Below are 25,327 nucleotides of genomic sequence, written 5' to 3'. Positions count from 1 at the left end.
TCAGCTACCCTCTCCCTGCTGCGCCTCAAGGCCCGTCGAACGCGAGCCAAGGCTTGCGAAAAGGGCCTGAATGGACGGTCTGAACATATGCTCCAGCGCACCGGCAAACAGGATCACGAGGCCCTGGATGATGACGATCATGTCGCGTGAGATGTTGGGCATCTCGAAGGCGAGTTCCGCACCGCCCTGATAGAGCATGCCGAACAGGATCGCCGCCGGCACGATGCCGGCCGGATGCGACCGGCCCATCAACGCCACTGCGATGCCGACGAAACCGGCCCCGGTCACGAAGTCGATCTGCAGCCGGTTCTGGTCACCCATCACCGGGTTGAGCGCCATCATGCCGGCAAGCGCGCCGGAGATGAGCATGGTGATGATGATGATTTTCGTTTCGCTCACACCGGCATAGCGGGCCGCCTTGGGGCTGTAGCCGCGCATGCGGATCTCATAGCCGAGCCGCGTGCGCCAGATCAGCACCCAGACGAAGAACGCCGCAGCCAGCGCCAGCAGGAACGACAGGTTGAAGGGCGCGGAGCGGATGGTGAAGCCCACGGCCTCAAGCATCCAGTTGAGCTTGGGCAGCTGCCCGCCTTCAAGGAAGTTGCGGGTCTGCGGGGCCTGCGCGCCGGCGGGCTTCAGCACGTTCACCAGCAGATAGACCATCAGGCTGGCGGCGATGAAGTTGAACATGATCGTCGTGATGACGATGTGCGAGCCGCGCTTTGCCTGGAAATAGGCGGGAATGAAGGCCCACGCCGCGCCGAACAGCGCCGCGCCGACAATGGCCAGCGGAAAAACGAGCCACCAGGGCAGAATGCTGTCGAAGGCGAGGCAGACAACGGCCACGCCGAGCCCGCCCACATAGGCCTGTCCCTCGCCGCCGATGTTGAACAGGCTGCAGTGAAAGGCCACCGCCACCGCAAGGCCGGTGAAGATGAAGCTCGTCGCGTAATAGAGCGTGTAGGCGATGTTCTGGCCGCGTCCGAGCGCGCCATCCACCAGGATGACCGCAGCACGGATCGGGTTTTCGCCAACCAGCATCACCACCAGGCCGGCCACCAGAAAGGCCACGGCAAGGTTGATCAGCGGGATCAGCCCGTAATCGGCCCAGGCGGGCAGTTTCGCATAGGGCGCGCTCATTCCGCCGCCTCCTTTTCCTCGACGCCGGCCATGAGCAGGCCAAGTTCGCTTTCGCTTGCTTCGGGTCCGCGCTCGCCGACGACACGGCCGGCGAACATCACCAGAATGCGGTCGGACAGCGAGCGGATTTCATCCAGCTCCACAGAGACCAGAAGAACGGCCTTGCCCTGGTCGCGCATGTCGATCAGCCGTTTGTGGATGAACTCGATCGCGCCCACATCCACGCCGCGCGTCGGCTGGCCGACGATCAGCACTTTCGGGTCCTGTTCGATCTCGCGGGCCAGCACGATCTTCTGCTGGTTGCCGCCGGAGAAATTGGCCGTCTTCAGCCGGCAGTCCGGCGGGCGGATATCGTATTTCTCGATTTTCTCGCGCGCATCGGCGCGGATCGCCTCAATGTTGAGGAAAGGGCCGTTCAGATATTTTGCCTGCCGGTGATAGCCCAGCATGGCGTTTTCGTTTTCCTCGAAAGGCAGCACGAGACCGACATGGTGGCGGTCTTCCGGCACATGGGCCATGCCGCGTTCGCGCAGGTCGGCAGGGTCGGCCGCACCCGTCAGGTCCACCGGTTCGCCATCCAGCGTCACCGTTCCCGAAACCGCCTTCTGCACGCCGGTGATGGCGTCGAGAAGCTGCGACTGGCCGTTGCCGGCCACGCCCGCAATGCCGACGATCTCGCCCACGCGCACATCCAGCGACAGGTTGTCGACCATGGTGACGCCGCGCGAATCCTTGACCGTCAGTCCCTTGACCGAAAGAAGAACGTCACCCGGCGTCGCCTCGCCCTTTTCCACCTGCAGCAGAACGCGCCGGCCCACCATGAGCTCGGCCAGTTCTTCCACATTGGTCTCGGAGGTCTTGCGAGTGGCCACCATCGTGCCCTGGCGCATGACCGACACATTGTCGGTGATGGCCATGATCTCGCGCAGCTTGTGCGTGATGAGGATGATGGTCTTTCCCTCATCCTTAAGCTGCTCCAGAATGCGGAACAGATGGTCCGCCTCGGCAGGCGTCAGAACGCCGGTCGGCTCGTCGAGGATCAGAATGTCAGCGCCGCGATAAAGCGCCTTCAGGATCTCCACGCGCTGCTGCAGGCCCACCGGCAGATCTTCAATGATCGCATCGGGGTCCACTTCCAGCCCGTAGTCGCGCTCCAGCCGCTCAAGCTCCGAACGGGCCTTGGCGATGGAGGTGTTGAGCAGCGCTTCGCCCTCGGCCCCCAGAATGACGTTTTCCAGAACGGAGAAATTCTCCACAAGCATGAAGTGCTGATGCACCATGCCGATGCCCAGTGCGATGGCGTCGCTCGGCGTGTTGATGGTCGCCTTCCTGCCGGCCACCTCGATGCGCCCTCTGTCGGCCTGGTAGAAGCCGTAGAGGATCGACATCAGTGTCGATTTGCCGGCCCCATTCTCGCCAATGATGCCATGGATCGTTCCGGCGGTGATCTTCAGATCGATGTTGCGGTTTGCGTGAACCGCCCCAAAGCTCTTGCTGATGCCCTTGAGCTCGATTGCCGTGTCAGCCATCGGCGACCCACTTCCCCGTTTTTATCAATTGGTCAAATGCAGTATCACGGCGTTCCGCCACCTGCCAACCGCGCGCTGCGCGGCAGTAACGAAACGTCCCTTGGGGCACTCTCGACAAATCGGGCCTTGCTTGTCAATTTCCCGGCGCGAGAATGCACCGAAACCGCAGAAAGAAGCGTGCCATGACGGAAGACCGGATCACCCAGCTCGAAATCCTGGCCGCCGAGCAGGAAAAGACCATCGAAGAGCTTTCGACGGAACTCACCCGCCAGTGGCGCGAGATGGAGGCGCTGAAGAAAAAACTCCAGCGCCTGTCCGAGCGCTTCATGGAACTGGAAGAGCAGACGGCGGGCGACGTGCCGGTGACGAAGCCGCCGCACTGGTGAGGGGGGTAACCCTTGCCATTTTCACGGGCTGTTCCACGCGGGTTCACGCTTCCGGTGTCACCAGCGCCTCGAAAGCCCGGCGCATCTCGGTGCGGGCGGCGTGTTCGGATATTTGCCCGTCGAGCAGCGCGCGCGCCAGTTCTTCCACGGCCCCGAACAGCGCGATCATCCGGGCCTGCGCGGGCATGTCGCCTGCCGGAAAGCAGGGGGCGAGAAGCCGTGTCAGCATATCGCAGAAAGCGGTGCGGATTTCCGTGCCGATCATGCCGTGCTCGGGGTAGGAGCGTAGGGCGGCGATGGTCGCTTCGTAAACCCGCCCGTGCCGTGTGATGCAGGCGATATAGCTGTCGGCGAACATGTTTGCAGCATCGCGGGGCGTGGGCGGGCGGTGGGCCATGCCGGCTTCGAGATCGGCAAAGAGCCGCTGATCATAGCGCCGATAGAGCGCGAGCAGCAGCCCCATGCGGGTGCCGAACTGGCTATAGGTGACAGGCTTGGTGACGCCAGCGGCCTCGGCCAGCGTCTGGAGCGTCAGCGCATCGGAACCCCTGGTGGCCAGAATGTCCGCCGCAAGGTCGAGAAGGAGGTTGCGGCGGTCTTCGCGTTTGAGGCGCTTGCGCGGGGTGGCGCTATCCTGATTTTGCTGGCCTGACATGGCTTGCCTTATAGACAATCGCGATCATGCGGGCCAGCGGGCGGCGCGGTGACCGCCCGCCGGTCTGCATGTCAGTCGCGGTTCTGGAGCGGCACTTTCGGGAAGTCGATTTTCGGCTGCACGATGTTGTTGACCCAGTTGCTGAAGCTGTTCATCGCTGTCCATGCGCAGATCTGGATCAGCTTTTTCTCCGAAATGCCGGCCTGTGCGGCGCGTTCGAAATCATGCGTTTCCAGATTGCCGCGCTGTGCAATCAGGCGGAGCGCCAGGTCGATGACCGCCTGTTCGCAGGCGTCATCCGCCTCGCCGCGCTGTGCGGCGACGCATTCCTCGGCGCTCATGCCGGCTTTCTTGCCCGAGAAAGTGTGTCCGCTGACGCAGTAATGGCAGCCATTGCTGTTGGCCACGGCCAGCGAGATCATTTCGCGCTCGCGGACTGACAGATGGCTGGCTGCCTCCACGGCTTCCTGAAAGGCCAGATAGCCATTGAGCGTCGCGCCATCGATGCCGAGCGCGCCGAAGAAGTTCGGCACCATGCCGTACTGGGCTTTGAAGCCTTCGAGGGTCGGGGTGGCGGCTTCATCGGCCGTTTCGATGGTGACCGGGGTCATTTTCAGCATGGGGTTCTCCATGGGGGATTCGGGAATGGGGAGGAATTGGGTCGAAGTTCAACGCGCGGGCGCTTGAGCCTGCGTTGGGGTTCGTATGTGTAAGACCGGAAGAGAGACGGTGCGTGTAAGCTTGGCCGTCAACCCGCGATCTATCCCATCGCGGGAGGGCAATGGGTGCAGCGGGGGCGGGCGGGTGCTGAGGCCCGCGTGTGCCGGTCAGCGGCCTGGTTTACGAACTGCATGATCCTGTCCACGGTTTGCGGCGTGCCGCGTGTTGTACAGTCGCTATATACTTATGGTAACTTAATTTGCAAGAGCCCTGAAGGGATGGTGAAGTCCCGTGGCGGCTGCCCTGAGAGACGGCAACGAGAGGCCCGTCGAAGAGCCTTCGGCTGGACACGCCAGCCAGTGGCGCGTGAAGGAGGCGCCTTAGATGGGCTCGAACGCTTTGAACGCCTCTGGGAACAATTCATGGAACTGGATGAGAAAACAGCCGGCGACGCGCCCGTGGCGAGCCGCCACACTGATGAGGGCTTTTCGCTTTTACGCGGTAGCCACAAAGGTGGCGGGCAGTCCGGGCGCCCTGTGCAGCCCGGATTCCAGGGAAGGGCGTTCGGCGGTGCTCAGGGCCGCGGCCATCCGCTCGCAAGCCTGTCGAGGACCTGCATGAATGGCGCAGGGAGGTTATCGGGCGTTTCCTGGTATTATGGCCGGTTCACGGCTTCTATTTATAAGTAAAGAATTTCATTTTCTCTTGAAGGTGGGATAAGTGCGTTATCACAAGGGCGTTTGACACGCCTAGAACGATGGGCAGAATGCACTTATCCTGAAGCGCTTCGTAGATTATAAAATTTGCAACGGCAATTGTAATCAATGCGAAGGCAAACTGAATCGCTTTTATCATAATTTTCTCTCTTGAATAAAAACTATATTGCCATTCGTCGGCGATCCCGTTGATTTACATAGAAGAAGGCGTCGCCAGATGGCGAAGGCTGTATCAAATGCAGCTCCGGCGGCGTCTGAGGCGCAGGAGTAGGTTGCGTTTGTGGTTGTGGCGTTATGAGGTTTCGGATGCCAAAGGTAAGAAGCTAAGCATATTTTTCATAATAGATTTGAAAAATTCTAATTTTTACTAGGTAATTAGCAGCGCTCTTTAAAATAATGCGAATTTCCATTTGGTCAACTTGGTATTTCGAATAAATAGATTACGTTATGTTCTGTATTTGATTTTGAGGAAACCTGCTTCATCTCAAAAAGACAGGCATTAAAAAACCCCGCCGGATCGCTCCGGCGGGGTCTTTGTTTTCAGGCCTGATCGGCTGACGATTACTCGTCGCCGCCCTGCTTCTTCAGGGCTGCGCCCAGAATGTCGCCGAGCGAAGCGCCGGAGTCGGTGGAACCGAACTGTGCGACAGCTTCCTTCTCTTCGGCGATTTCCAGCGCCTTGATCGAGACGTTGATGCGACGGGTCTTCTTGTCGAAGACGGTGACGCGGGCGTCCACCTTCTGGCCGACGGAGAAACGCTCGGGGCGCTGCTCTGCACGGTCACGCGACAGGTCGGAGCGCTTGATGAAGCTCTCGACGTCGTGATCGACCAGCAGAACCTCGAGGCCGCCGTCTTTCACGCCGGTCACTTCACAGGTCACAACCGCGCCCTTGCGCAGTTCGCCGGAAGCAGCGGCTTCGCCGATGGAGTCATGACCAAGCTGCTTGATGCCGAGAGAGATGCGCTCCTTGTCGACGTCCACGTCGAGAACCTGCGCCTTCACCACGTCGCCGCGGTTGTACTCTTCGATCACCTGCTCGCCCGGACGGTTCCAGTCGAGATCGGAAAGGTGGACCATGCCGTCCACGTCGCCGTCCAGGCCGATGAACAGACCGAACTCGGTCTTGTTCTTGACCTCGCCCTCGACAACGGAGCCGACGGTGTGGTTGCGGGCGAATGCCTCCCACGGGTTCTCGAGCGTCTGCTTGAGGCCCAGCGAGATGCGGCGCTTCACCGGATCCACTTCCAGCACGACAACTTCGACTTCCTGCGTGGTGGAAAGGATCTTGCCCGGATGAACGTTCTTTTTCGTCCAGGACATTTCCGAAACGTGGATCAGGCCTTCGATGCCCGGCTCCAGCTCCACAAACGCACCGTAGTCGGTGATGTTGGTGACGCGACCCAGAACCTTCTTGCCAAGCGGGTACTTGCCGCCGATGCCGTCCCACGGATCGGCTTCGAGCTGCTTCATGCCCAGCGAGATGCGGTGGGTTTCCTGGTTGATGCGGATGATCTGCACCTTGACCGTCTGACCGATGTTGAGGATCTCGGTCGGATGGTTGACACGACGCCATGCCATGTCGGTGACGTGCAGCAGGCCGTCGATGCCGCCCAGGTCAACGAACGCACCGTAGTCGGTGATGTTCTTGACCACGCCTTCGACCACCTGACCCTCTTCGAGGTTCTGGACGATCTCGGAGCGCTGCTCTGCGCGGCTCTCTTCGAGAACCGTGCGGCGGGACACGACGATGTTGCCGCGGCGCTTGTCCATCTTGAGGATTTCGAAGGGCTGCGGGGTGTGCATCAGCGGGGTGACGTCGCGGATCGGACGAATGTCGACCTGCGAACGCGGCAGGAAGGCCACGGCGCCGTCCAGATCGACGGTGAAGCCGCCCTTGACCTGGTTGAAGATGAAGCCCTCGACGCGCTCGCCGGCGTTGAACTTCGCTTCCAGCTTGACCCAGCTTTCCTCGCGGCGTGCTTTCTCGCGGCTCAGCATTGCCTCGCCAAGCGCGTTCTCGATGCGCTCGACATAGACTTCAACTTCGTCGCCGACCTTGAGGTCCGATTCCTTGCCCTTCGCGCCGAATTCCTTCAGCGGGACACGGCCCTCGACCTTGAGGCCGACATCGACGATCGCCATGTCTTTTTCGATGGCGGTGACGATGCCCTTTACGACGGAGCCTTCAGCGGCGTCGCGTTCGTTGAAGGATTCTTCGAGAAGGCTCGCGAAATCATCGCGAGACGGATTGAATTCTGACATTGATGCTCCTGAAACGCCCTGTTTTTCAAAACGGGGCAAAGCGCCGGTGGTTCGTGTTGCGTTTGTCCAGCCACGCATCCGAGCGGATCGCTCTATGGCCGCCTGAGCGGCAGATCCGGCGCAAAGAATGCGTGGCAGACGATTTTTCTCAGTCTTCTTTTCGAGCCGCCAGCCTGGCATCCACCAGTTTGCAGGCAGCCTGAAACGCCGTCTCTATATCCATTTCGCTCGTATCGAGCAAGTGCGCATCGTTCGCGGGCCTCAGCGGACTGTCCTCGCGACCCATGTCGCGGGCGTCCCGCCGCTCGATATCGGCCAGGATCCGGGCATAGTCGGCAGTGCCACCGCCGGCCTCGATTTCACGCCAGCGGCGGGTGGCGCGCACCTCGGGGCTCGCGATCACATAGAGCTTCACATCGGCTTCAGGGCATACCACCGTGCCGATGTCGCGGCCGTCGAGCACCGCGCCGGGCGGGGTTGCGGCGAAGGCGCGCTGCTTGTCCACCAGCGCCGTGCGCACCGGCGTCATCACAGCCACTTTCGAAGCGGCCTCGCCAATGCCGTGGGCGGAAAGCACTGCCCGGTCGAGCGCGCCCAGATCGAGCGCGCGCGCCGCGCGTTCGGCAATCGCCACATCGTCAAGCGGTTCGTCCGCGTCGATCAGCGCCTTGGCCACACCGCGATAGGTGAGGCCGGTGTCGAGATGGTGCAGGCCATACTGGCTGGCCAGCCGGCGTGCGAGCGTGCCCTTGCCGGAAGCGGCGGGGCCGTCGATGGCGATGGTGAACTTGTCTGGCATTCCCGTCATACCGAGCGCGTTATGCCTCCGTCGATGCGTATGTTCTGGCCGGTGATGTATCCCGACTTCTCACCGGCCAGGAAGGCGATGAGTTCGGCAACTTCTTCTGCGGAGCCGTAGCGGCCCATGGGGATGCGCGAGCGCCGTTCTTCCTTCTCGGGCAGCGAGTCGATGAAACCCGGCAGCACGTTGTTCATGCGCAGATTGTCTTCGGCATATTTGTCGCAAAAGAGCTTGGTGAAGGCCGCCAGCCCTGCCCGGAACACGCCCGATGTGGGGAATGCGGCTTCCGGCTCGAACGTGGCGTAGGTGGAGATGTTGACGATCGAGCCCGATTTCTGCGCCTGCATGATCGGGGTGACGAGCCGTGTCGCGCGCACCACGTTGAGCAGGTAGAAATCCATGCCCGTGTGCCAGTCCCCGTCCGAAAGCGCCAGCACGTCGCCCTTGGGGCCGTGGCCAGCGCCATTCACCAGCGCATCGATGCGGCCGAAGCGCTCCATCGTCGCGTCGGTGAAGCGCTTGAGGTCATCCGTGGAAAGGTTGGAGCCGGTGAAGCCCAGCCCGCCCAGTTCCCTGCCCAGCGCCTCGCCCTTGCCGGAGGACGACATGACGGCGACCTGATAGCCGTTTTCGGCCAGCTTGCGGGCTGCAGCAGCGCCCATGCCGCTGCCGCCGCCGACAATCATGGCTGTTTTCCCGGTGCTCATGCCGTTTCCTCCCGTGCAGGTATTTCGTGTCAGTCCAGCTTTGCACCCAGTCGCGTCATCAGGGCGGTGAAGTCGGGGAAGCTGGTTGCGATCATCGCCTGGTCGTCGATGGTCACCGGCTTCTCGCTCGCCAGGCCCATCACGAGGAAGCTCATGGCGATGCGGTGGTCGAGATGCGTCTTGACCGTTCCGCCGCCAAGGCCCTTGCCGCCGGGGCGGCCCGTCACGCGCAGGGTTGCTTCGCCTTCTTCGCAGTCGACGCCATTGGCCTTGAGGCCGTCGGCAACGGCGGAAAGCCGGTCGGATTCCTTGACGCGCAGCTCTTCCAGCCCCTGCATCAGCGTGTCGCCCTCGGCAAAGCAGGCTGCCACGGCGAGCACCGGGTATTCATCAATCATCGACGGCGCGCGGTCTTCGGGCACGGTCACGCCCTTCAGTTCGGAGCCGCGCACGCGCAGATCCGCCACGTCTTCGCCGCCCTCATTGCGGCGGTCGAGAATCTCGATATTCGCGCCCATCTCGATCAGCGTGGTCACGAGGCCGGTGCGGGTCGGGTTCATCAACATGTTTTCGATGACCACGTCTGAGCCCGGCACGATCAGCGCCGCCACCAGCGGGAAAGCGGCCGAGGACGGGTCGCCCGGAACGGCGATGGTCTGGCCCGTCAGCGTCGGCTGGCCTTCGATGCGGATGTGGCGCACGCCGTCGGCGTCGGTCTCCACTTCCAGCGATGCGCCGAAGCCGGCCAGCATCTTTTCGGTGTGGTCGCGGGTCGCCACGGGTTCGATCACGGTGGTCACGCCGGGCGTGTTCAGCGCGGCCAGAAGCACGGCGGATTTCACCTGTGCAGACGGCATCGGCACCCGGTAGCTGATGGGGGCAGCGTGCTTGGGGCCGCGCAGCGTGATCGGCAGGCGGTCGCCCGGCTCGGCGGAAACGACCTGCAGACCCATTTCCTTCAGCGGATCGAGCACGCGGCCCATCGGGCGCTTGGAAAGCGAGGCGTCGCCGATGAAGCGCGTGGTCATGTCGTAGGAGCCGACAAGGCCCATGGTCAGGCGCACGCCGGTGCCGGCATTGCCGAAGTCGAGCGGCTCTTTGGGTTCCAGCAGCGCGCCGTTGCCCGTGCCGATGGCGATCCATTCATCGCCGCGCTTTTCGATTTTCGCGCCCATGGCCTTCATGGCCTCGCCGGTGCGCAGAACGTCTTCGCCTTCCAGAAGGCCGGTGATGCGCGTCTCGCCCGCAGCCAAGCCACCAAACATCAGCGCCCTGTGCGAGATCGACTTGTCGCCGGGCACCCGGGCCCGGCCGGAAAGGGCGTCGGATTTGCTGGCGCTCATGGGGCGCGGTTCATGATCGTGCATTGCGTGGTCCTTGGCGATATGCATGCTGCCGGGCGGCAGATTATTCGAGGATTTTCACAGCTGGCTCTAGCATGATGGCGATAGCTGGTCATCCCCCGGTTGACGGATGGCCCCTGACGGGGTTGTAAAGAGAGTGCGCCTTCGCAGGAGAGGCATAATCCAGGGTTCGCATTAAGCTTTGACAGGTGCTCGACTTGCCGTTATGGGGACCAAAATTTTCAAGTAGGCAGGAAGCGCTTCCGGTGCCGGCCGCGATGGAGCCGTCGCAGGCTGGGCCGACCGCAAGACGATGAGGCAGCAAGGTGGCTAAACCGGAACTCGGAACAAAACGCATCTGCCCGGAGACGGGCCGTAAATTCTACGATCTGAACAAGGATCCGATCGTGTCGCCCTATACGGGGCAGACCTATCCGCGCAGCTTCTTTGAAGCTGTCTCCGACACTTCCGTGGAAGAAGAAGAGGAAGTGGAAGAGAAGGAAGTGGATGGCGAGGGCGAAGGCCCCGAAGTGGTTTCGCTCGAGGATGCCGATGATGAGGCGACCTCCAGCAAGAAGTCGGAAATCCCGGATCTCGACGACGATGACGACGACGATGATGTCGATCTCGGCGACGATGATGACGACACGTTCCTCGACGATGATGATGACGACGACGACGACGATATGAAAGACATTATCGGCGTTGGCGACGACGAAGACGAAAGCTGATTTTTCAGCACCTGCGGGAAGAAAAACCCCAGCCAGCGTTAAAATCGACGCACAGGCGAAAAACGGGGCTTGATCTTCCCGCCGGGCGGGTTTAGAAGCCGCCCACACGGTTGGCCCAGCGGGCCGGCCGGACCTCTTCGCCGGAGACGGCGACCGGCCAAATCGCCGGAGTGTGGGGCCATAGCTCAGTTGGGAGAGCGCTTGAATGGCATTCAAGAGGTCAGGGGTTCGACTCCCCTTGGCTCCACCAAATTTTCTCTGATCTCAGACACACAGAACCGGTCAAGCCGAAGTTGCTTCTTCTTCCGCGGCTTTTGCACAGTCAATCCGGTTGCGTGTTGCGACATATGGCCTTGAGCGATGTGGACGCACAGGCCGTCACAGCCGTCCGTCGGGCTGCATGAAATGTCGCAGGCAGAGGCCCGGCCCCAGCGTGAATTCAAGCCCGGACGCCTTGCTCCCCAAACGCATCTTTTGCCCTCTGCCCGAAAGCCGTCGAGCCTCTCGCAGTGTTCCGCTCAGCGGTAATGCATCCTAGCGGTGTTTGCTGCGAATTTCTTGCAACCTTAGGAAATCCTCCCCGAAAGCGTTTGACGTATACGGAAATTCGTTGCCAAATGCCGCGTCTCTCATCCGTTCGTCGGATGATATGAAAGCAAAATGGGAGTGAGGGAAAATGTTGAAATCCCTGGTACGGCCGCTGCTCGCGGGTACGATTCTGGTCTCGACGGCGATGGCAGCGTCCGCCGTGACCTATGTACGCGGCAATGACGGCGATCCGGAAACGCTGGACCAGCACAAGACGTCGCTTGTTGCCGAAGCCCACCTGATGCGCGATCTCTATGAAGGCCTGGTCGTCTATGACGCCAACGCCAAGATCATTCCGGGTGTGGCCGAGGAGTGGAGCGTGTCCGATGATGGCACCGTCTACACCTTCAACCTGCGCGACGATGCAAAATGGTCGAATGGCGACCCGGTGGTGGCTGAGGATTTCGTGTTCTCGCTGCGCCGTATCATGATGCCCGACACGGGCGCGAAATACGCCAACATCCTCTACCCGATCAAGAACGCCGAGGCGATCAACAAGGGTGAGATGGAAGCCGATCAGATGGGCGTGAAAGCCGTCGATGATCGCACGCTTGAGATTACGCTCGAGCAGCCGACCCCGTTCTTCCTGGAGCTTCTCACGCACCAGACCGGCCTGCCGGTGAACCCGAAGGCCGTCGAGGCGCATGGCACGGATTTCGTGCAGCCCGAAAACATCGTCACCAACGGCGCCTACAAACTCGTTTCCTTCACGCCGGGCGACAAGATCGTCATGGAGAAGAACGAGAACTTCCATGACGCCGACAATGTCCAGATCGACACGATCGAGTACATTCCGTTCGAAGACCGCGCGACCTGCGTGCGCCGCTTCGAGGCCGGCGAGGTTCAAAGCTGCTCCGATCTTCCGACCGAGCAGATCAAGTCCATGAAGGAGCGTCTGGGCGATCAGGTTCGCATTTCGCCCTATCTCGGCACCTACTATTACTCGCTCAACATGAAGCGCGATGTCATGTCGGACCCGAAGGTGCGGCAGGCGCTCGCCATGGTCATCGACCGTGAGTTCCTGGGCGACGAGATCTGGGCCGGCGCGATGCTGCCCGCCTATTCGCTGGTTCCGCCCGGCATCGGCAATTATGAAGGCGGCGGTTCGCCGGCCGAGTGGGCCGACATGTCCCTGCTCGATCGCGAAGACAAGGCCATCGAGCTGATGACGGAAGCCGGCTACGGCCCGGACAATCCGGTCACGGTCGAGCTTGCCTACAACAACTCCGAGAACCACAAGAACACGGCAACTGCGATTGCCGACATGTGGAAGCCGCTCGGCGTCAATGTCGAATTCAATGTCCGCGACCTGTCCGCTCACTATGCGAACCTGCGCGACCAGAAGGATTTCGACGTGGCGCGCGCCGGCTGGATCGGCGACTACTCCGACCCGCAGAACTTCCTGTTCCTGGTCGAGAGCGACAACACCGGCTTCAACTACGCCCAGTATGAGAACCCGGACTATGACGCACTGATGGACAAGGCCGCTGCCGAGACCGATCTGGTCAAGCGCGCCGAGATCCTGCGCGAGGCAGAAGCGACGTTCATGGCAGACATGCCCTACATCCCGCTTCTGTTCTACTCGTCCCTGTCTCTGGTGTCGCCCAAGCTCAATGGCTGGGAAGACAACATCCAGAACGTCCATGGGACGCGCTTCATGAGCATCAGCGAGTAACAACAGCGTTCGATCTTTCCGCCCGGCCCCTTCGTGGGCCGGGCGGTTTCGAACACATATGAGAGTTGGTAGCGATGCTCGGTTATGCCGTGCGCCGTCTTCTTGGCGCTATTCCGACCCTGTTCCTCATTGTCACCTTCGCCTTCTTCCTCATGCGGGTGGCGCCGGGCGGTCCCTTCGACCGCGAGCGCACGCTGGAGGCCAAGGTCCTGGAAAACCTCAACCGCGTTTTCCACCTCGATAAGCCACTTTGGGAACAGTATTTCTATTATCTCGGCAACCTCGCCCGTGGCGATCTGGGTCCGAGTTTCATCTATCGGGATTTCTCCGTTCAGCAATTGATCGGCAATGGTCTGCCCGTGTCCATCCAGCTCGGTGGCATGGCCCTGCTTGTTGCGCTGCTGATCGGTAGTGTGCTCGGCAGTATTGCCGCGCTGCGCCAGAATTCCTGGGTCGACTATTCGGTCATTGCGGTCGCCACTTTCGGCATCACCGTGCCGAACTTCGTCGTCGCCCCGCTTCTGTCGCTGATTTTCGGCGTCTGGCTCAGCCTGTTGCCGGCCGGCGGCTGGAGCAGTCCTGAATCCATGGTGCTGCCCGTCATCACGCTCGCCCTGCCGCAGGTGGCCATCATCGCCCGCCTGATACGCGGCTCCATGATCGAGGCGTTGCGTTCCGACCATGTGCGCACGGCGCGGGCCTATGGCCTGCCGACGCGCATGATCGTGGTCGTGCATGCGTTGCGGGCGGCCTGTCTGCCGGTGATTTCCTATCTCGGGCCTGCGGCTGCCGCGCTGCTGACAGGGTCCGTGGTGGTGGAAACCATCTTCGGCCTGCCGGGCATCGGCCGTTACTTTGTCCAGGGCGCCCTGAACCGCGATTACACGCTGGTCATGGGCACCGTCATCATCATCGCCGTCTTCGTGGTGGTCTTCAACCTGATCGTCGACCTCCTCTATGCGGCGCTGGATCCGAGAGTGCGTTATGACTGACATCGCCACCGGCCCAATGCCGCCAGAGGGCGAGCTGCCGACCACCAAGAGCCGTTCGGCCTGGGAGACGGCTTTCATGCGGCTGCGCAAGAACCGCGCAGCCATGGCCAGCCTGTTCGTTCTGATCCTGTTCGTTTTCGCGGGCATCTTCGGGCCGATGCTGGCGCCGCATCCCTATGCGCGCGTCTATTCGGACTTCGTGAAGGTGCCAGCGAGCCTCGAGCCCTATCCGCGTCAGGCAGAAATCGTGCCGCTGGCCGAGTCCGCCCTGTCGCGGGCGCGGCTTGAAACCAGTTCCATCGAGCTTGATGGCGACAGGGTGCGGATCGAAGCAACATCCAGCCGCGAGATCGATCCGCGCGTGACGCGCTATCTCGACCGCTCGGATCTGTTCTCGAACGCCCGTGTGGTCGAGCAGGCCGGCGACAACAAGTCGATCATCATGGAGGCAGACGTCCAGCGTCTGCGTTTCATATTCGGCACGGATGCAAACGGGCGCGACCTGTTTGCACGCGTGCTGATCTCGATCCGCATTTCGTTGATGATCGGCGCGCTCGCCACGGGCGTGGCGCTGTTGATCGGCGTGATCTACGGAGCCACCGCCGGCTTCCTGGGCGGGCGCATCGACAACGTGATGATGCGCATCGTCGACATACTGTACTCGCTGCCCTTCACCTTCTTCGCCATCCTTCTGGTGGTGTTCTTCGGCCGAAACGTGGTCCTGATGTTCATTGCCGTCGGCGCGGTCGAGTGGCTGGACATGGCGCGTATCGTGCGTGGCCAGACCATCGCGCTGAGAAGGCGTGAGTTCGTGCAGGCGGCCGAGGCGCTGGGTGTCGGCTCAAGCGGCATCCTGAAGCGGCACATCATCCCCAACACGCTCGGCCCGGTGATCATCTACATGACGCTGCTGGTGCCCAAGGTCATTCTTCTGGAGAGCTTCCTCTCCTTCCTCGGCCTGGGCGTTCAGGAGCCGCTGACCAGTCTGGGCGTGCTGATCTCCGAGGGCGCGCGCAACATGCGCGGGGCGGCCTACATGCTGCTCTATCCGTCGCTGGCGCTGACCGCGCTCCTGTTTGCGCTCAACTTCCTGGGCGATGGCCTGCGCGATGCGCTCGATCCGAAGGACCGCTGACATGAAGCAGCAGAACGAGGAACGCATCTTCGACATAAGCGACATTCGCGTCACCTTCGACACGCCCGATGGCGCAGTCGAGGCGGTGCGTGGTGTGGACATGCATGTGAACGCCGGCGAAACGGTCGCCGTCGTGGGCGAATCGGGGTCCGGCAAGAGCCAGATCATGATGGCGTCGATGGGGCTTCTGGCGTCCAACGGCTCCGTCTCCGGTTCCGTCAGCTATCGCGGGCAGGAACTCATCGGCCTGCCGCGCGCGAAGCTCAACAAGATCCGCGGCGCGAAGGTCACCATGATCTTCCAGGAGCCGATGACCTCGCTTGATCCGCTCTACACGATCGAGCGGCAGATCTGTGAGCCGATCCGGGTTCATGGCGGGCTTTCGGCCGGGGCGGCGCGCAAGCGTGCGCTGGAGCTTCTCAAGCTCGTCCACATTCCCGATCCCGAGCGACGGATGAAATCCTATCCGCACGAAATGTCCGGTGGCCAGCGTCAGCGCGTGATGATCGCCATGGCGCTCGCCAACGATCCGGACCTGTTGATCGCCGACGAACCGACGACGGCGCTCGATGTGACCATTCAGGCCGAGATCCTCGGCCTGCTGGCCGAACTGCAGAAGAAGCTCGGCATGGCCATTCTCTTCATCACGCATGATCTCGGCATCGTCGAAGCTTTTGCCGACCGGGTCTATGTGATGCAGAAGGGGCTCGTGGTGGAGACGGGCGAGACTGCCGATATTTTCGAGCGGCCGCAGGAGGACTACACCAGAATGCTGCTGGCGGCGGAGCCGGAAGGGCACAAGCCTCCGGTCGGCAACGACCAGCCCATCCTGCTCGATGCGAAGGATGTCTGCGTGACCTTCGTCGTGAAGGGCGGCTTCCTGTCCGGTCCGGGCTACGAGGTGAAGGCGGTGCAGAATGTCGGGCTGACGCTGCGCGCCGGCCAGACCATCGGCATTGTCGGCGAATCGGGGTCGGGCAAGTCCACGCTCGGCCGCGCGCTCCTGCAGCTTCTGCCGTCCGAGGGGCGGGTGGTCTATCAGGGCACGTCCATTCAGGGGTTTGACCGGGCGGCCATGCGGCCCTTCCGGCGCAATCTGCAAATGGTGTTCCAGGACCCCTATGGCTCGCTCAGCCCGCGCATGACGGTGGGCGAGATCATCACCGAGGGGCTGCTCGTTCATGAGCCGCAACTGTCCGCGCGCGAGCGCGACAAACGGGCCATTCAGGCGCTGGAGGAAGTCGGGCTCGACCCGTCCATGCGCAACCGCTTCCCGCACGAGTTTTCGGGCGGTCAGCGCCAGCGCATCGCCATCGCCCGCGCGGTGATACTCAAGCCCACCGTGATCGTGCTGGACGAACCGACCTCGGCGCTTGACCGTTCGGTGCAGAAGCAGATCATCACCCTGCTCAGGAGCATCCAGGAAAGCCACAACCTGTCCTTCATCTTCATCAGCCACGACCTGTCCGTGGTGAAGGCGCTGTCCGATTACGCCATCGTGATGCGTTCGGGCCAGGTCGTGGAAGAGGGGCTCACCAGCGACGTCTTCGATAATCCACAGAGCGATTACACGAAGGACCTGATGGAAGCAGCGTTCAATCTCAGGGAAGTCTTGCATCGCCAGGCAGCAGCCCGCGCATAGTATAAAACAGGGCTGTCCGCAGGATTGCGGGCAGCCCGTCATCGGTTTTCACTCCCCTCAATTACAGCCGCAAATATAAAGTTTCCGATTTTTCGGGAACTTTATCTCCCGCCGTCGCTTCTGCTAATGGAAACAATCGATTGCACAATCGATTGACTCTGCCGTGCGTCTGTTTCACGCTGGCCGGGTCGAACGACGACTGGGAGCAAGGAGGCGCGCTTGAGCGCACCCCAAATGATCGGCGCGAACAATGATGAGGCCATGCCCCTGCGGTGTGGCCATCTGCGTTCGTTCTGCTGGCAGCAGGCGTATATCGTCGCTGTCATCATGAGCGCCGCATCTTTCCCCCTGCTTCTCGGGCGCAGCAAAAAGCGCCGTCGTAGATTCCCGGCAAAAGCGCGTTTGCGCGGAATTGCGACCGTACCGGGCTGGTTTCCAGCCAGTTGACGCCGTTCGCCTGAATACGATTTGCCTTTAGCCGACAACGGCTTCTGGCGCGGATTCCCTTTTTGCCTAAACCAAGTACGTCAAAGACAGAGGAGAACAGAATGCGTTCCATCAAGACCCGCTTAAAGGCAGGCCTCGCCGGCGTCGCGATCTTTGCGGCCGGTGTAACCGCTGCCCAGGCGGACACCTGGAAATACGCTTTCGAAGAAGCGATGACCGACGTTCAGGGCGTCTACGCCCAGAAGTTCAAGGAAGAGATCGAGGCCAATTCGGACCACGAAGTCCAGCTCTTCCCGTTCGGCACGCTTGGCGAGTCTGCCGACATCATGGAGCAGGCACAGGCCGGCATCCTGCAGTTCGTTGACCAGTCCCCGGGCTTCACCGGCGCGCTGATCCCCGAAGCGCAGGTCTTCTTCGTGCCTTACCTGCTTCCGGCAAAGTCCGAAGAACTGGGCGACTTCTTCCGCAACTCCAAGGCCATCAACGAGATGTTCCCGGAGCTCTACGCTCAGCAGGGCCTCGAGCTTCTCACCATGTTCCCCGAGGGCGAAGTGGTGATGAACACCAAGGACCCGGTGGAGAAGCCGGAAGACCTGAACGAAGTGAAGTTCCGCGTCATGACCAACCCGCTTCTGGTGGAAAGCTACAAGGCATTCGGCGCAACGCCGACGCCGCTTCCCTGGGGCGAGGTCTATGGCGGCCTGCAGACCAACATCATTCAGGGTCAGGAAAACCCGCTGTTCTGGGTCGAGTCCACGAAGATGTATGAAGTGACCGGCGCGATCACCCTTACCGGCCACAACAACTTCACCACCGCTGTGATGGCCAACAAGGAATTCTATGATGGCCTGAGCGACGAGGAGAAGAAGCTCGTCCAGGACGCGTCTTCCGCAGCATTCGAGCACATCCTCGAATACCAGAAGGGTCTGAGCGAGGAATCGCTTGCGAAGATCAAGGAAGCCAAGCCCGAGATGACCATCAGCGACCTCACCGAAGAGCAGCGCGCTCCCTTCAAGGAAGCCGCCGCGCAGGTTGAGGCCAAGTTCATCGAGATGACCGGCGACAGCGGCAAGAAGATTCTTGACCAGATGAAGGAAGACCTGAAGGCCGCGACGCAGTAGCCCGCTGCCCGCAGCAAAAACAAGAAGAGCCCTGCGGCCCCTTTTGGGTTGCGGGGTTCCGTCATCTCACTGAGGGGAATGAAGATGGGCAGTGACGACGAAACATCTGAACAGCACAGCGAAACATACGAATCCACACTGCCCGGTGTGATCGGCATGTTCGACAATGCCATCAGCCGCATCGAGTCGGTGATGCTCGCGCTCGGCGTCATGCTCATGGCGCTCAACACCATCGCCAATGTGGTCAGCCGGGGCATCGGCCACACAATCTTTTTCTCCGAGGAGCTCAACAGCATCCTCATCATTCTCATCACCTTCGCCGGCATCGGCTATGCCGCGCGTCACGGGCGCCACATCCGCATGTCCGCTCTTTACGACGCCCTGCCGCCCAAGACGCGCAAGGTGCTGATGATCGTCATCACGGTCATCACCGCGCTGACCATGTTCGCGCTCTGCTATTTCGCGATTGGTTACATCGGCAAGGTGGCCAAGTCCGGTCGCATCCTGCCGGCCATGCAGATCCCCGTTTACTGGATCTATCTCTGGGTCCCTGTCGGCTTCTTCATCACCGGTGTGCAGTACGCGCTCACCGCGCTGAAGAACGTCGTCCAGAAGGACATCTATCTCTCCACGCATGTTCTGGAGGGATATGAAGAAGACGAAATCGAGATCTGACCGGGGCCAGCGACCATGACACTCAAAATCTCCACCATCATGATCGTGTTGCTGCTCTTCGGCTTCCCGATGATGATTCCGCTCATTCTGGGCGCGGGCTACGGCTTCTATGGCCTGTTCGGCGGTTTCGACCGCATGGACTTCATGGTTCAGCAGATGCTGGCCGGCATTCGCCCGGCGTCGCTGATCGCCGTGCCCATGTTCATCCTCGCCGCAGACATCATGACCCGTGGCCAGTCGGCCGACCGTCTGATCGACATGGTCATGAAGTTCATCGGCCACATCAAGGGCGGCCTGGCCGTCTCCACCGCCACCGCCTGTACGCTGTTTGGCGCGGTGTCCGGTTCGACGCAGGCCACGGTCGTTGCCGTCGGTTCGCCGCTGCGCCCGCGCATGCTCAAGGCCGGCTACAATGATTCCTTCGTTCTGGCGCTGATCATCAACGCCAGTGACATCGCCTTCCTGATCCCGCCATCCATCGGCATGATCATCTATGGCGTCGTCTCCAAGACCTCGATTGCAGAACTCTTCATCGCCGGCATCGGGCCGGGCCTTCTGCTTCTGGTCCTGTTCTCCGCCTATTGCATCGTCTACGCGACCATCAAGGGCGTGCCGACGGAACCAAAAGCGCCGTGGGGCGAGCGGGTCGCAGCCGTGCGGGCGGCCATCTGGCCGCTGTTCTTCCCGGTCATCATCGTTGGCGGCATTTATGGCGGCATCGTCAGCCCCACCGAGGCCGCGGCCATCTGTGTGGCCTATGCGCTGTTCCTGGAGCTGGTGATCTTCCGGTCGCTTTCCATTGCCGACATCTACAAGATCTCCAAGTCGACCGGCCTCATCACCGCGGTGGTGTTCATTCTGGTCGCAGCGGGCACGGCCTTTTCCTGGGTCATCTCCTTTGCCCAGATCCCGCAGGAGATCCTCGGCGCCATCGGCATTGACGAGATGGGACCGAAAATGGTCCTCGCGGTCATTTCGATCTCGTTCTTCGTCGGCTGCATGTTCGTGGACCCGATCGTGGTGATTCTCGTTCTGGTGCCGATCTTCGCGCCGGTGGTGGATTCGGTCGGTCTCGACAAGGTTCTGGTCGGCACGATCATCACGCTGCAGGTGGCCATCGGCTCTGCCACGCCGCCATTCGGGTGTGACATCTTCACGGCCATCGCCATCTTCAAGCGGCCCTATATGGACGTGATCCGCGGCATCCCGCCATTCACGCTCATCCTGCTTGGCGTGTCGGTCGCGCTGATCTTCATCCCGCAGATCGCCCTGTTCCTGCCCAGCCTGGCATTCGATTAGGAGACGCGTCATGTTCAAGAGAATACTTGTACCCGTCGACGGTTCGGAAAACGCGCTGAAGGCACTCGAGATGGGCGTTCAGATGCAGAAGACCACGGGCGCCGAGCTGATGACGCTCACCGTTTTCCGGCATCACAGCCTGCTTGAGGCGTCCATGTCGATGGTGCGGCCCGATGATCCGCAGAACATCGATGACGTGATGCGGGAGCACGCCAAGGAGATCGCCGATGCGGCCAAGAAGGCCGCATTGCAGATGGGGGCGGAAAACCCCCGCGCCTTCGTGAAGAACGGCCAGCCGGCGCGCACCATCGTCAAGTTCGCAAAGGAACGCGAGGTGGATCTGATCGTGCTTGGCAGCCGTGGTCTGGGCGATCTGGAGGGCTATCTGCTGGGCAGTGTGTCGCACAAGGTCACCAGTCTGGCCGGTTGCCCGGTCATGGTGGTCTAGTCAGTCTGCGGCCGGGCGGTTGCGCCCCAAGCGAAGCGTTCTGTTTGCGAATGCAATAAGGGCCGGTTCCCGCCATCGGGACCGGCCCTTATTCGTCGTGTTCCAAAAGCGATTCGGCGCTCTGCCCTGGCAGTCTCAAACCGGATCCGCTCCACCAATCGGCGGCGTGCCCGTGGGCTTGCGCCAGATGTGCCCGATACGCGTGCCAATTGCGGTCAGGGCATGCTTGAGGACCGCCGAACGGGCCTTGTTCGCCTGCCGCGCATAGCGCTGCATTTCAGGGCTGGAACCAACGCCCACCGTGTAGTGTGACATCAGAACCTCCTTGAGAGGGTTAGCAATGTAGAGAGTCTGCGGCGGTGTGCTGCCGGTTTCGGCCGGTCAACCCATCGCTACAGTTCCTATTTGGGGTCTATGGCCGTTTTACACAATAGAAATTATTCTTCCCGTTGTGTGCGTTTATGTTACGCTGAGGGCAGGGCCATTCCCCCCCTCCCCCCCCCCGGGATCAAGGGCTTGGACGCAGCAGGTCGCCGGTCGATCGAGCGTCCATCGGATCGGCCCGGCGAGCATATCCGCGCAAATCAGGCCGACCATTGCGGCCATAGGAAGAGGTCCTGACCCCAAGCCATGCGCCAGCGTCTGCCCAATCTCAACGCCGTTCGGGCGTTCGATGCCGCCGCCCGGCACCAGAGCTTCTCGCGCGCCGCCGAAGAGCTTGGCGTCACCCATGCCTCCGTCAGCCGACACATCAAGAATCTCGAAGCCGATCTCGGCATGCCGCTGTTCGAGCGGCGGCACCGGCAGGTGGCGCTCACACCGGGGGGCGCGCGCTATGCGGAAATCGTCGCCGATGCGCTGATGCTCATCTCGCTGGATACGGGCACGCGCGCCACGCGAAACGCGAAGGGCAGGGTGGTGCTGGAATCCGATTCGGACCTGGCGGCCCTCTGGCTCATGCCGCTGCTCACCGACGAAGTTCTGGAAACGCTGGGCATCGAGCTGGAACTACGCTCCTATCCCGAGCCGCCGCGCACCATCGCGCCCGACACGGATCTGGCGCTCACCTGGGGGCGGCTCGATGTGCCGGGCTATTCACGTGAGCCATTTCTGGATTTCACGATCTTCCCCGTCTGCACGCCGGAGCGCGCAGAGCATGTGCGCACCCACGGGCTCATCGCCAACAAGCTGATCTACGACCGGGGCGTCAACACATGGGACGAGCTTCTGCGGCGTCAGGGGTCCAGCCTCAGCGCCGCATCGGGCCATCTCATCTTTCACCGCACGCAGCTTTGTCTAGAGGCTGCGGCGCGCGGGCTCGGCGTGGCGCTGGGCGATGATGTCACGGCGGCGGCCATGCTGCGCGACGGGCGTCTGGTGCGGCCCTGCGGCCCGTCCGTGCCCGGACGCAACAGCTATTATCTCTCCTCGGTGTCGCGCGGGCCTGTCAGCCCCTCCGTCATCGCCATGCGCACATGGCTTCTGGAGAAGGCGGAGGAGCATGTGCGCTGGGCGGAAGAGGCAGGCTATGCTCTGCCGAAGAGCCCCTAGAGCAATTTCGCTGAAACGCGAAAACACCCTGGCTCTTTGTTTTAACGCGATTCCGGACGGAAAACCGGTTCCCACTTTTCCTGGAATTGCTCTGGCCGCACGCTTTCAGGCGCTGCAGCTTTGATCACAAAAAAAAGCCCGGGGCCTCTGCGGTCCCGGGCTTTTCAATGTCTGTCAGGCTGAGGCGCTTCAGGCGGCCTTTTCAGCCAGCCGCTTGCGGATGCTTTCCACATCGGCGCGCGGCGTCGCTGCAAAGAGCGACCGGGTGTATTCGTGCTGCGGGTCGGAGAACACCGCATCGCGGGTTCCGTACTCCACGGCTTCGCCGAAATACATCACCATCACCTCGTCTGCGATGTAGCGCACCACCGAAAGGTCGTGGCTGATGAAGACATAGGTGAGGCCGAACTCTTCCTGAAGGTCCGCCAGAAGGTTCAGCACCTGCGCCTGCACCGAAAGATCGAGCGCGGAAACCGGCTCGTCCAGCACCAGCAGGCGTGGCCGCAGCATCAGCGCGCGCGCGATGGCGATGCGCTGGCGCTGGCCGCCCGAGAACATGTGCGGATAGCGGTTGAAGTGTTCGGCCTGCAGGCCAACCTTCAAGAGCATCTCCATGGCGCGTTCGCGCCGTTCCTGGGCAGGAACCTTCTCGTTGATGATCAGCGGCTCCATCAGAACGTCACCGATCTTCTGGCGCGGGTTCAGCGAACCATAGGGGTTCTGGAAAACGATCTGCACCTTGCGGCGCATTTCGGGATCCACGCCCTTCTTGCCGATCTCAACCGGCTTGCCGTCGATCAGCAGTTCACCGGAGGTGGGCGCATCGATCATCGTCATGATGCGGGCGAGGGTGGATTTGCCACAGCCCGATTCGCCGACGATGGCCAGCGTCTTGCCCTTCTCGACCTTCAGGTCGACGCCTTTCAGCGCATGGACGGTGCGGCCTTTTCCAAAAAAGCCGCCGCCGATGTGATAGTCGCGCGTAATGCCGCGCGTCTCCAGGACGATCTCGCTCATGGGCGGGCTCCTGTCTGCGGCGCTTCATCGAACACGAAGTCGGAGACGGTCGGCAGGCGGTCGCCCGTCGCATTCTCCGGCAGGGCCGAAAGCAGCGCCTTGGTGTAAGGGTGCTGGGGCTTTTCAAACAGCGAAAGCACGTCGGCTTCCTCCATCTTCTTGCCCTTGTACTGCACGATCACACGGTCGGCCGTTTCCGCCACCACGCCCATGTCATGGGTGATCATGATCATGCCCATGTCCTTCTCGACCTGGATCGACACCAGAAGATCGAGAATCTGCTTCTGGATCGTCACGTCGAGCGCGGTGGTCGGCTCGTCGGCGATGAGAAGCTTGGGATCACAGGCAATCGCCATGGCGATCATCACGCGCTGGCACTGGCCGCCGGACATCTGGTGCGGATAGGCGCTCAGCCTATCGGCGGCATTGGGCAGGCCCACGGCCTCGAAGAGTTCCACCGTCCGGTCGCGCCGCTGGCGGGACGTCAGATTGGTGTGCATCTTCAGCGTTTCATCGATCTGGAAGCCGACCGTGAAGCACGGATTGAGGCTGGCGATCGGCTCCTGGAAGATCATGGCGATGTCCTTGCCGACGATCTTGCGTCGCTCGGCAGGAGACAGGTTCATGATGTCGCGGCCCTGGAAGAGCATCGCATCCGCCTTGACCTTCGCGGTCCAGGGCAGAAGCCCCATGACCGCAAGCATCGAAACGGATTTGCCCGAGCCCGATTCGCCGACGATGGCCAGCACCTCGCGCGCATCGACGGACAGCGAAACGCCATCCACCGCACGCAGGGTGCCACCCGCCGTTTCGAACTCGACGCTCAGATTGCGGATGTCGAGAAGAGCACCGTTCTTGTTACTCATGTCACGACCTCTTCAGCTTGGGATCGAGCGCATCGCGAAGACCGTCGCCCATCAGGTTGATGGCCAGAACGGTGATCAGGATGGCGAGACCCGGGAAGGTGACGACCCACCAGGCGCGCAGGATGAACTCGCGCGCTTCGGCCAGCATCGTGCCCCATTCGGGTGTGGGCGGCTGTGCGCCCATGCCCAGGAAGCCCAGCGCCGCCGCATCAAGAATCGCGGCCGAGAAGGAGAGGGCCGCCTGCACGATCAGCGGTGCGGTACAGTTCGGCAGGATGGTCTTGAACATCAGCCGGATGTTGCCCGCGCCGGCAACGCGTGCCGCCGTCACATAGTCGCGTCCCTTCTCCGACATCACCGCAGCGCGCGTCAGGCGCACATAGTGCGGCTGCTGCACAAGCGCGATGGCGATCATCGCGTTGACGAGGCCCGGTCCCAGAATGGCGACCAGAACCAGCGCCAGAAGCAGCGACGGGAAGGCGAGGATGATGTCCATCACGCGCATGATGACCGTGTCGACCGCGCCGCGGAAATAACCGGCGATGAGGCCGATCAGAATACCCACGGAGACGGCGACCGACACCACCACCACGCCGATGAACAGCGAGAAGCGCGCGCCATAGATCAGGCGTGAAAGCACGTCGCGGCCCACGGCGTCGGTGCCGAGGATGAACGACCAGTTGCCGCCTTCCTCCCAGACCGGCGGCAGCAGGAAGAAGCCGCGGTTCTGCATGGTCGGGCTGTGCGGTGCGAGCACCGGCGCAAAAATGGCGATCAGAACGATTGCGATGAAGACATAGAGGCCGATCACGGCGCCACGGTTCTGGCTGAAATAGTACCAGAACTCCGCAAGACGGGCGCGCCGTGAGACCGCGATGACCGTGCCGCCTTCGAGACCGACGGCGGCATTCGGGTCTTTTGTGTTTGTCGAGGTCAT

General features: G+C 61.7%; 23 protein-coding genes and 1 tRNA gene. 12 read left to right on the top strand and 12 right to left on the bottom strand.

Annotation, left to right across the window (positions count from 1 at the left end; translation table 11 throughout):
• Both ACRTG1_RS13825 and ACRTG1_RS13820 read right to left on the bottom strand, forming a co-directional pair.
• Complete coding sequence (locus ACRTG1_RS13825) at positions 1-1,140, bottom strand: ABC transporter permease (RefSeq protein ID WP_432516417.1); 1,140 nt, start codon at positions 1,138-1,140, stop codon at positions 1-3.
• Entirely contained in the window at positions 1,137-2,669 is a 1,533-nt protein-coding gene (locus ACRTG1_RS13820) for an ABC transporter ATP-binding protein (protein WP_432516416.1), read from the bottom strand. Before ACRTG1_RS13820 ends, ACRTG1_RS13825 begins: the two co-directional genes overlap by 4 nt.
• A gap of 182 nt (positions 2,670-2,851) precedes the next feature.
• Between ACRTG1_RS13820 and ACRTG1_RS13815 the strand changes: the two genes are divergently transcribed.
• A complete protein-coding gene (locus ACRTG1_RS13815; RefSeq protein WP_113153740.1) occupies positions 2,852-3,055 on the top strand; it encodes a SlyX family protein in 204 nt (67 codons plus the stop codon).
• A gap of 43 nt (positions 3,056-3,098) precedes the next feature.
• On the opposite strand, the gene ACRTG1_RS13810 is transcribed toward ACRTG1_RS13815, so the two are convergent.
• From ACRTG1_RS13810 to aroA, 6 genes are all read right to left on the bottom strand, one after another.
• Positions 3,099-3,710 carry a TetR/AcrR family transcriptional regulator gene (locus tag ACRTG1_RS13810; RefSeq protein WP_432516415.1) on the bottom strand — a complete coding sequence of 204 codons (612 nt, stop codon included), beginning with the start codon at positions 3,708-3,710 and terminating at the stop codon, positions 3,099-3,101.
• Positions 3,711-3,781: 71 nt separating this feature from the next.
• The gene (locus ACRTG1_RS13805) at positions 3,782-4,330 is read right to left on the bottom strand and encodes a carboxymuconolactone decarboxylase family protein (protein WP_162742217.1); all 549 of its coding nucleotides are present in this window, start codon (positions 4,328-4,330) and stop codon (positions 3,782-3,784) included.
• A 1,317-nt stretch (positions 4,331-5,647) separates the two neighbouring features.
• A complete protein-coding gene (gene rpsA, locus ACRTG1_RS13800) occupies positions 5,648-7,351 on the bottom strand; it encodes a 30S ribosomal protein S1 (protein WP_113153744.1) in 1,704 nt (567 codons plus the stop codon).
• Positions 7,352-7,499: 148 nt separating this feature from the next.
• Positions 7,500-8,159 carry a (d)CMP kinase gene (gene cmk / locus ACRTG1_RS13795; protein ID WP_317562481.1) on the bottom strand — a complete coding sequence of 220 codons (660 nt, stop codon included), beginning with the start codon at positions 8,157-8,159 and terminating at the stop codon, positions 7,500-7,502.
• Positions 8,156-8,860 carry an SDR family oxidoreductase gene (locus tag ACRTG1_RS13790; RefSeq protein WP_113153746.1) on the bottom strand — a complete coding sequence of 235 codons (705 nt, stop codon included), beginning with the start codon at positions 8,858-8,860 and terminating at the stop codon, positions 8,156-8,158. The genes cmk and ACRTG1_RS13790 overlap by 4 nt, the downstream gene beginning before the upstream one ends.
• Before the next feature lie 29 nt (positions 8,861-8,889).
• Positions 8,890-10,227 (bottom strand): 3-phosphoshikimate 1-carboxyvinyltransferase, encoded by a 1,338-nt coding sequence (gene aroA / locus ACRTG1_RS13785; protein ID WP_113156111.1) that lies wholly within the window; start codon positions 10,225-10,227, stop codon positions 8,890-8,892.
• Between the two features lie 302 nt (positions 10,228-10,529).
• Between aroA and ACRTG1_RS13780 the strand changes: the two genes are divergently transcribed.
• From ACRTG1_RS13780 to ACRTG1_RS13735, 10 genes are all read left to right on the top strand, one after another.
• Entirely contained in the window at positions 10,530-10,934 is a 405-nt protein-coding gene (locus tag ACRTG1_RS13780) for a TIGR02300 family protein (protein WP_432516414.1), read from the top strand.
• 174 nt (positions 10,935-11,108) lie between these two features.
• Positions 11,109-11,184: transfer RNA gene (locus ACRTG1_RS13775), tRNA-Ala, on the top strand.
• A 426-nt stretch (positions 11,185-11,610) separates the two neighbouring features.
• Positions 11,611-13,197, top strand: coding sequence for a peptide ABC transporter substrate-binding protein (locus ACRTG1_RS13770; protein ID WP_113153748.1), 1,587 nt, complete (start codon positions 11,611-11,613; stop codon positions 13,195-13,197).
• Positions 13,198-13,271: 74 nt separating this feature from the next.
• The gene (gene oppB / locus ACRTG1_RS13765) at positions 13,272-14,189 is read left to right on the top strand and encodes an oligopeptide ABC transporter permease OppB (protein ID WP_113153749.1); all 918 of its coding nucleotides are present in this window, start codon (positions 13,272-13,274) and stop codon (positions 14,187-14,189) included.
• Positions 14,182-15,324, top strand: coding sequence for an ABC transporter permease (locus ACRTG1_RS13760; protein WP_206546553.1), 1,143 nt, complete (start codon positions 14,182-14,184; stop codon positions 15,322-15,324). The genes oppB and ACRTG1_RS13760 overlap by 8 nt, the downstream gene beginning before the upstream one ends.
• A 1-nt stretch (position 15,325) precedes the next feature.
• The gene (locus ACRTG1_RS13755) at positions 15,326-16,966 is read left to right on the top strand and encodes an ABC transporter ATP-binding protein (protein WP_206546554.1); all 1,641 of its coding nucleotides are present in this window, start codon (positions 15,326-15,328) and stop codon (positions 16,964-16,966) included.
• 548 nt (positions 16,967-17,514) lie between these two features.
• On the top strand, positions 17,515-18,534 hold the full coding sequence (dctP, locus tag ACRTG1_RS13750) for a TRAP transporter substrate-binding protein DctP (RefSeq protein WP_113153752.1): 1,020 nt from the start codon (positions 17,515-17,517) through the stop codon (positions 18,532-18,534).
• 84 nt (positions 18,535-18,618) lie between these two features.
• A complete protein-coding gene (locus ACRTG1_RS13745; protein WP_222474306.1) occupies positions 18,619-19,209 on the top strand; it encodes a TRAP transporter small permease in 591 nt (196 codons plus the stop codon).
• 15 nt (positions 19,210-19,224) lie between these two features.
• The gene (locus ACRTG1_RS13740; RefSeq protein WP_206546555.1) at positions 19,225-20,508 is read left to right on the top strand and encodes a TRAP transporter large permease; all 1,284 of its coding nucleotides are present in this window, start codon (positions 19,225-19,227) and stop codon (positions 20,506-20,508) included.
• Between the two features lie 10 nt (positions 20,509-20,518).
• Complete coding sequence (locus ACRTG1_RS13735; RefSeq protein WP_206546556.1) at positions 20,519-20,956, top strand: universal stress protein; 438 nt, start codon at positions 20,519-20,521, stop codon at positions 20,954-20,956.
• 135 nt (positions 20,957-21,091) lie between these two features.
• On the opposite strand, the gene ACRTG1_RS13730 is transcribed toward ACRTG1_RS13735, so the two are convergent.
• The gene (locus tag ACRTG1_RS13730) at positions 21,092-21,271 is read right to left on the bottom strand and encodes a hypothetical protein (RefSeq protein WP_113153756.1); all 180 of its coding nucleotides are present in this window, start codon (positions 21,269-21,271) and stop codon (positions 21,092-21,094) included.
• Between the two features lie 315 nt (positions 21,272-21,586).
• On the opposite strand from ACRTG1_RS13730, the gene ACRTG1_RS13725 reads away from it, so the two are divergent.
• On the top strand, positions 21,587-22,507 hold the full coding sequence (locus ACRTG1_RS13725) for a LysR family transcriptional regulator (protein ID WP_206546557.1): 921 nt from the start codon (positions 21,587-21,589) through the stop codon (positions 22,505-22,507).
• Positions 22,508-22,696: 189 nt separating this feature from the next.
• Here the strand turns inward: ACRTG1_RS13725 and ACRTG1_RS13720 are convergent, their stop codons facing one another.
• The 3 genes from ACRTG1_RS13720 to ACRTG1_RS13710 are packed head-to-tail and all read right to left on the bottom strand — an operon-like array spanning position 22,697 to position 25,327.
• Complete coding sequence (locus ACRTG1_RS13720) at positions 22,697-23,524, bottom strand: ABC transporter ATP-binding protein (protein WP_113153758.1); 828 nt, start codon at positions 23,522-23,524, stop codon at positions 22,697-22,699.
• A complete protein-coding gene (locus ACRTG1_RS13715; protein ID WP_113153759.1) occupies positions 23,521-24,390 on the bottom strand; it encodes an ABC transporter ATP-binding protein in 870 nt (289 codons plus the stop codon). The genes ACRTG1_RS13720 and ACRTG1_RS13715 overlap by 4 nt, the downstream gene beginning before the upstream one ends.
• 1 nt (position 24,391) lies before the next feature.
• Positions 24,392-25,327 (bottom strand): ABC transporter permease subunit, encoded by a 936-nt coding sequence (locus ACRTG1_RS13710; RefSeq protein ID WP_210343997.1) that lies wholly within the window; start codon positions 25,325-25,327, stop codon positions 24,392-24,394.

The organism is Nitratireductor sp. PBL-C9, assembly GCF_050877045.1.
Lineage (GTDB): Bacteria > Pseudomonadota > Alphaproteobacteria > Rhizobiales > Rhizobiaceae > Nitratireductor > Nitratireductor aquimarinus.
This window is presented reverse-complemented; position numbering and strand designations above follow the sequence as displayed.

Coding starts and splice junctions, on each gene's coding strand:
- ACRTG1_RS13825 (WP_432516417.1), bottom strand. CDS start 1,140: ATGAGCGCGCCCTATGCGAAACTGCCCGCCTGGGCCGATTACGGGCTG.
- ACRTG1_RS13820 (WP_432516416.1), bottom strand. CDS start 2,669: ATGGCTGACACGGCAATCGAGCTCAAGGGCATCAGCAAGAGCTTTGGG.
- ACRTG1_RS13815 (WP_113153740.1), top strand. CDS start 2,852: ATGACGGAAGACCGGATCACCCAGCTCGAAATCCTGGCCGCCGAGCAG.
- ACRTG1_RS13810 (WP_432516415.1), bottom strand. CDS start 3,710: ATGTCAGGCCAGCAAAATCAGGATAGCGCCACCCCGCGCAAGCGCCTC.
- ACRTG1_RS13805 (WP_162742217.1), bottom strand. CDS start 4,330: ATGCTGAAAATGACCCCGGTCACCATCGAAACGGCCGATGAAGCCGCC.
- rpsA (WP_113153744.1), bottom strand. CDS start 7,351: ATGTCAGAATTCAATCCGTCTCGCGATGATTTCGCGAGCCTTCTCGAA.
- cmk (WP_317562481.1), bottom strand. CDS start 8,159: ATGACGGGAATGCCAGACAAGTTCACCATCGCCATCGACGGCCCCGCC.
- ACRTG1_RS13790 (WP_113153746.1), bottom strand. CDS start 8,860: ATGAGCACCGGGAAAACAGCCATGATTGTCGGCGGCGGCAGCGGCATG.
- aroA (WP_113156111.1), bottom strand. CDS start 10,227: ATGCACGATCATGAACCGCGCCCCATGAGCGCCAGCAAATCCGACGCC.
- ACRTG1_RS13770 (WP_113153748.1), top strand. CDS start 11,611: ATGTTGAAATCCCTGGTACGGCCGCTGCTCGCGGGTACGATTCTGGTC.
- oppB (WP_113153749.1), top strand. CDS start 13,272: ATGCTCGGTTATGCCGTGCGCCGTCTTCTTGGCGCTATTCCGACCCTG.
- ACRTG1_RS13760 (WP_206546553.1), top strand. CDS start 14,182: ATGACTGACATCGCCACCGGCCCAATGCCGCCAGAGGGCGAGCTGCCG.
- ACRTG1_RS13755 (WP_206546554.1), top strand. CDS start 15,326: ATGAAGCAGCAGAACGAGGAACGCATCTTCGACATAAGCGACATTCGC.
- dctP (WP_113153752.1), top strand. CDS start 17,515: ATGCGTTCCATCAAGACCCGCTTAAAGGCAGGCCTCGCCGGCGTCGCG.
- ACRTG1_RS13745 (WP_222474306.1), top strand. CDS start 18,619: ATGGGCAGTGACGACGAAACATCTGAACAGCACAGCGAAACATACGAA.
- ACRTG1_RS13740 (WP_206546555.1), top strand. CDS start 19,225: ATGACACTCAAAATCTCCACCATCATGATCGTGTTGCTGCTCTTCGGC.
- ACRTG1_RS13735 (WP_206546556.1), top strand. CDS start 20,519: ATGTTCAAGAGAATACTTGTACCCGTCGACGGTTCGGAAAACGCGCTG.
- ACRTG1_RS13730 (WP_113153756.1), bottom strand. CDS start 21,271: ATGTCACACTACACGGTGGGCGTTGGTTCCAGCCCTGAAATGCAGCGC.
- ACRTG1_RS13725 (WP_206546557.1), top strand. CDS start 21,587: ATGCGCCAGCGTCTGCCCAATCTCAACGCCGTTCGGGCGTTCGATGCC.
- ACRTG1_RS13720 (WP_113153758.1), bottom strand. CDS start 23,524: ATGAGCGAGATCGTCCTGGAGACGCGCGGCATTACGCGCGACTATCAC.
- ACRTG1_RS13715 (WP_113153759.1), bottom strand. CDS start 24,390: ATGAGTAACAAGAACGGTGCTCTTCTCGACATCCGCAATCTGAGCGTC.
- ACRTG1_RS13710 (WP_210343997.1), bottom strand. CDS start 25,327: ATGACCTCGACAAACACAAAAGACCCGAATGCCGCCGTCGGTCTCGAA.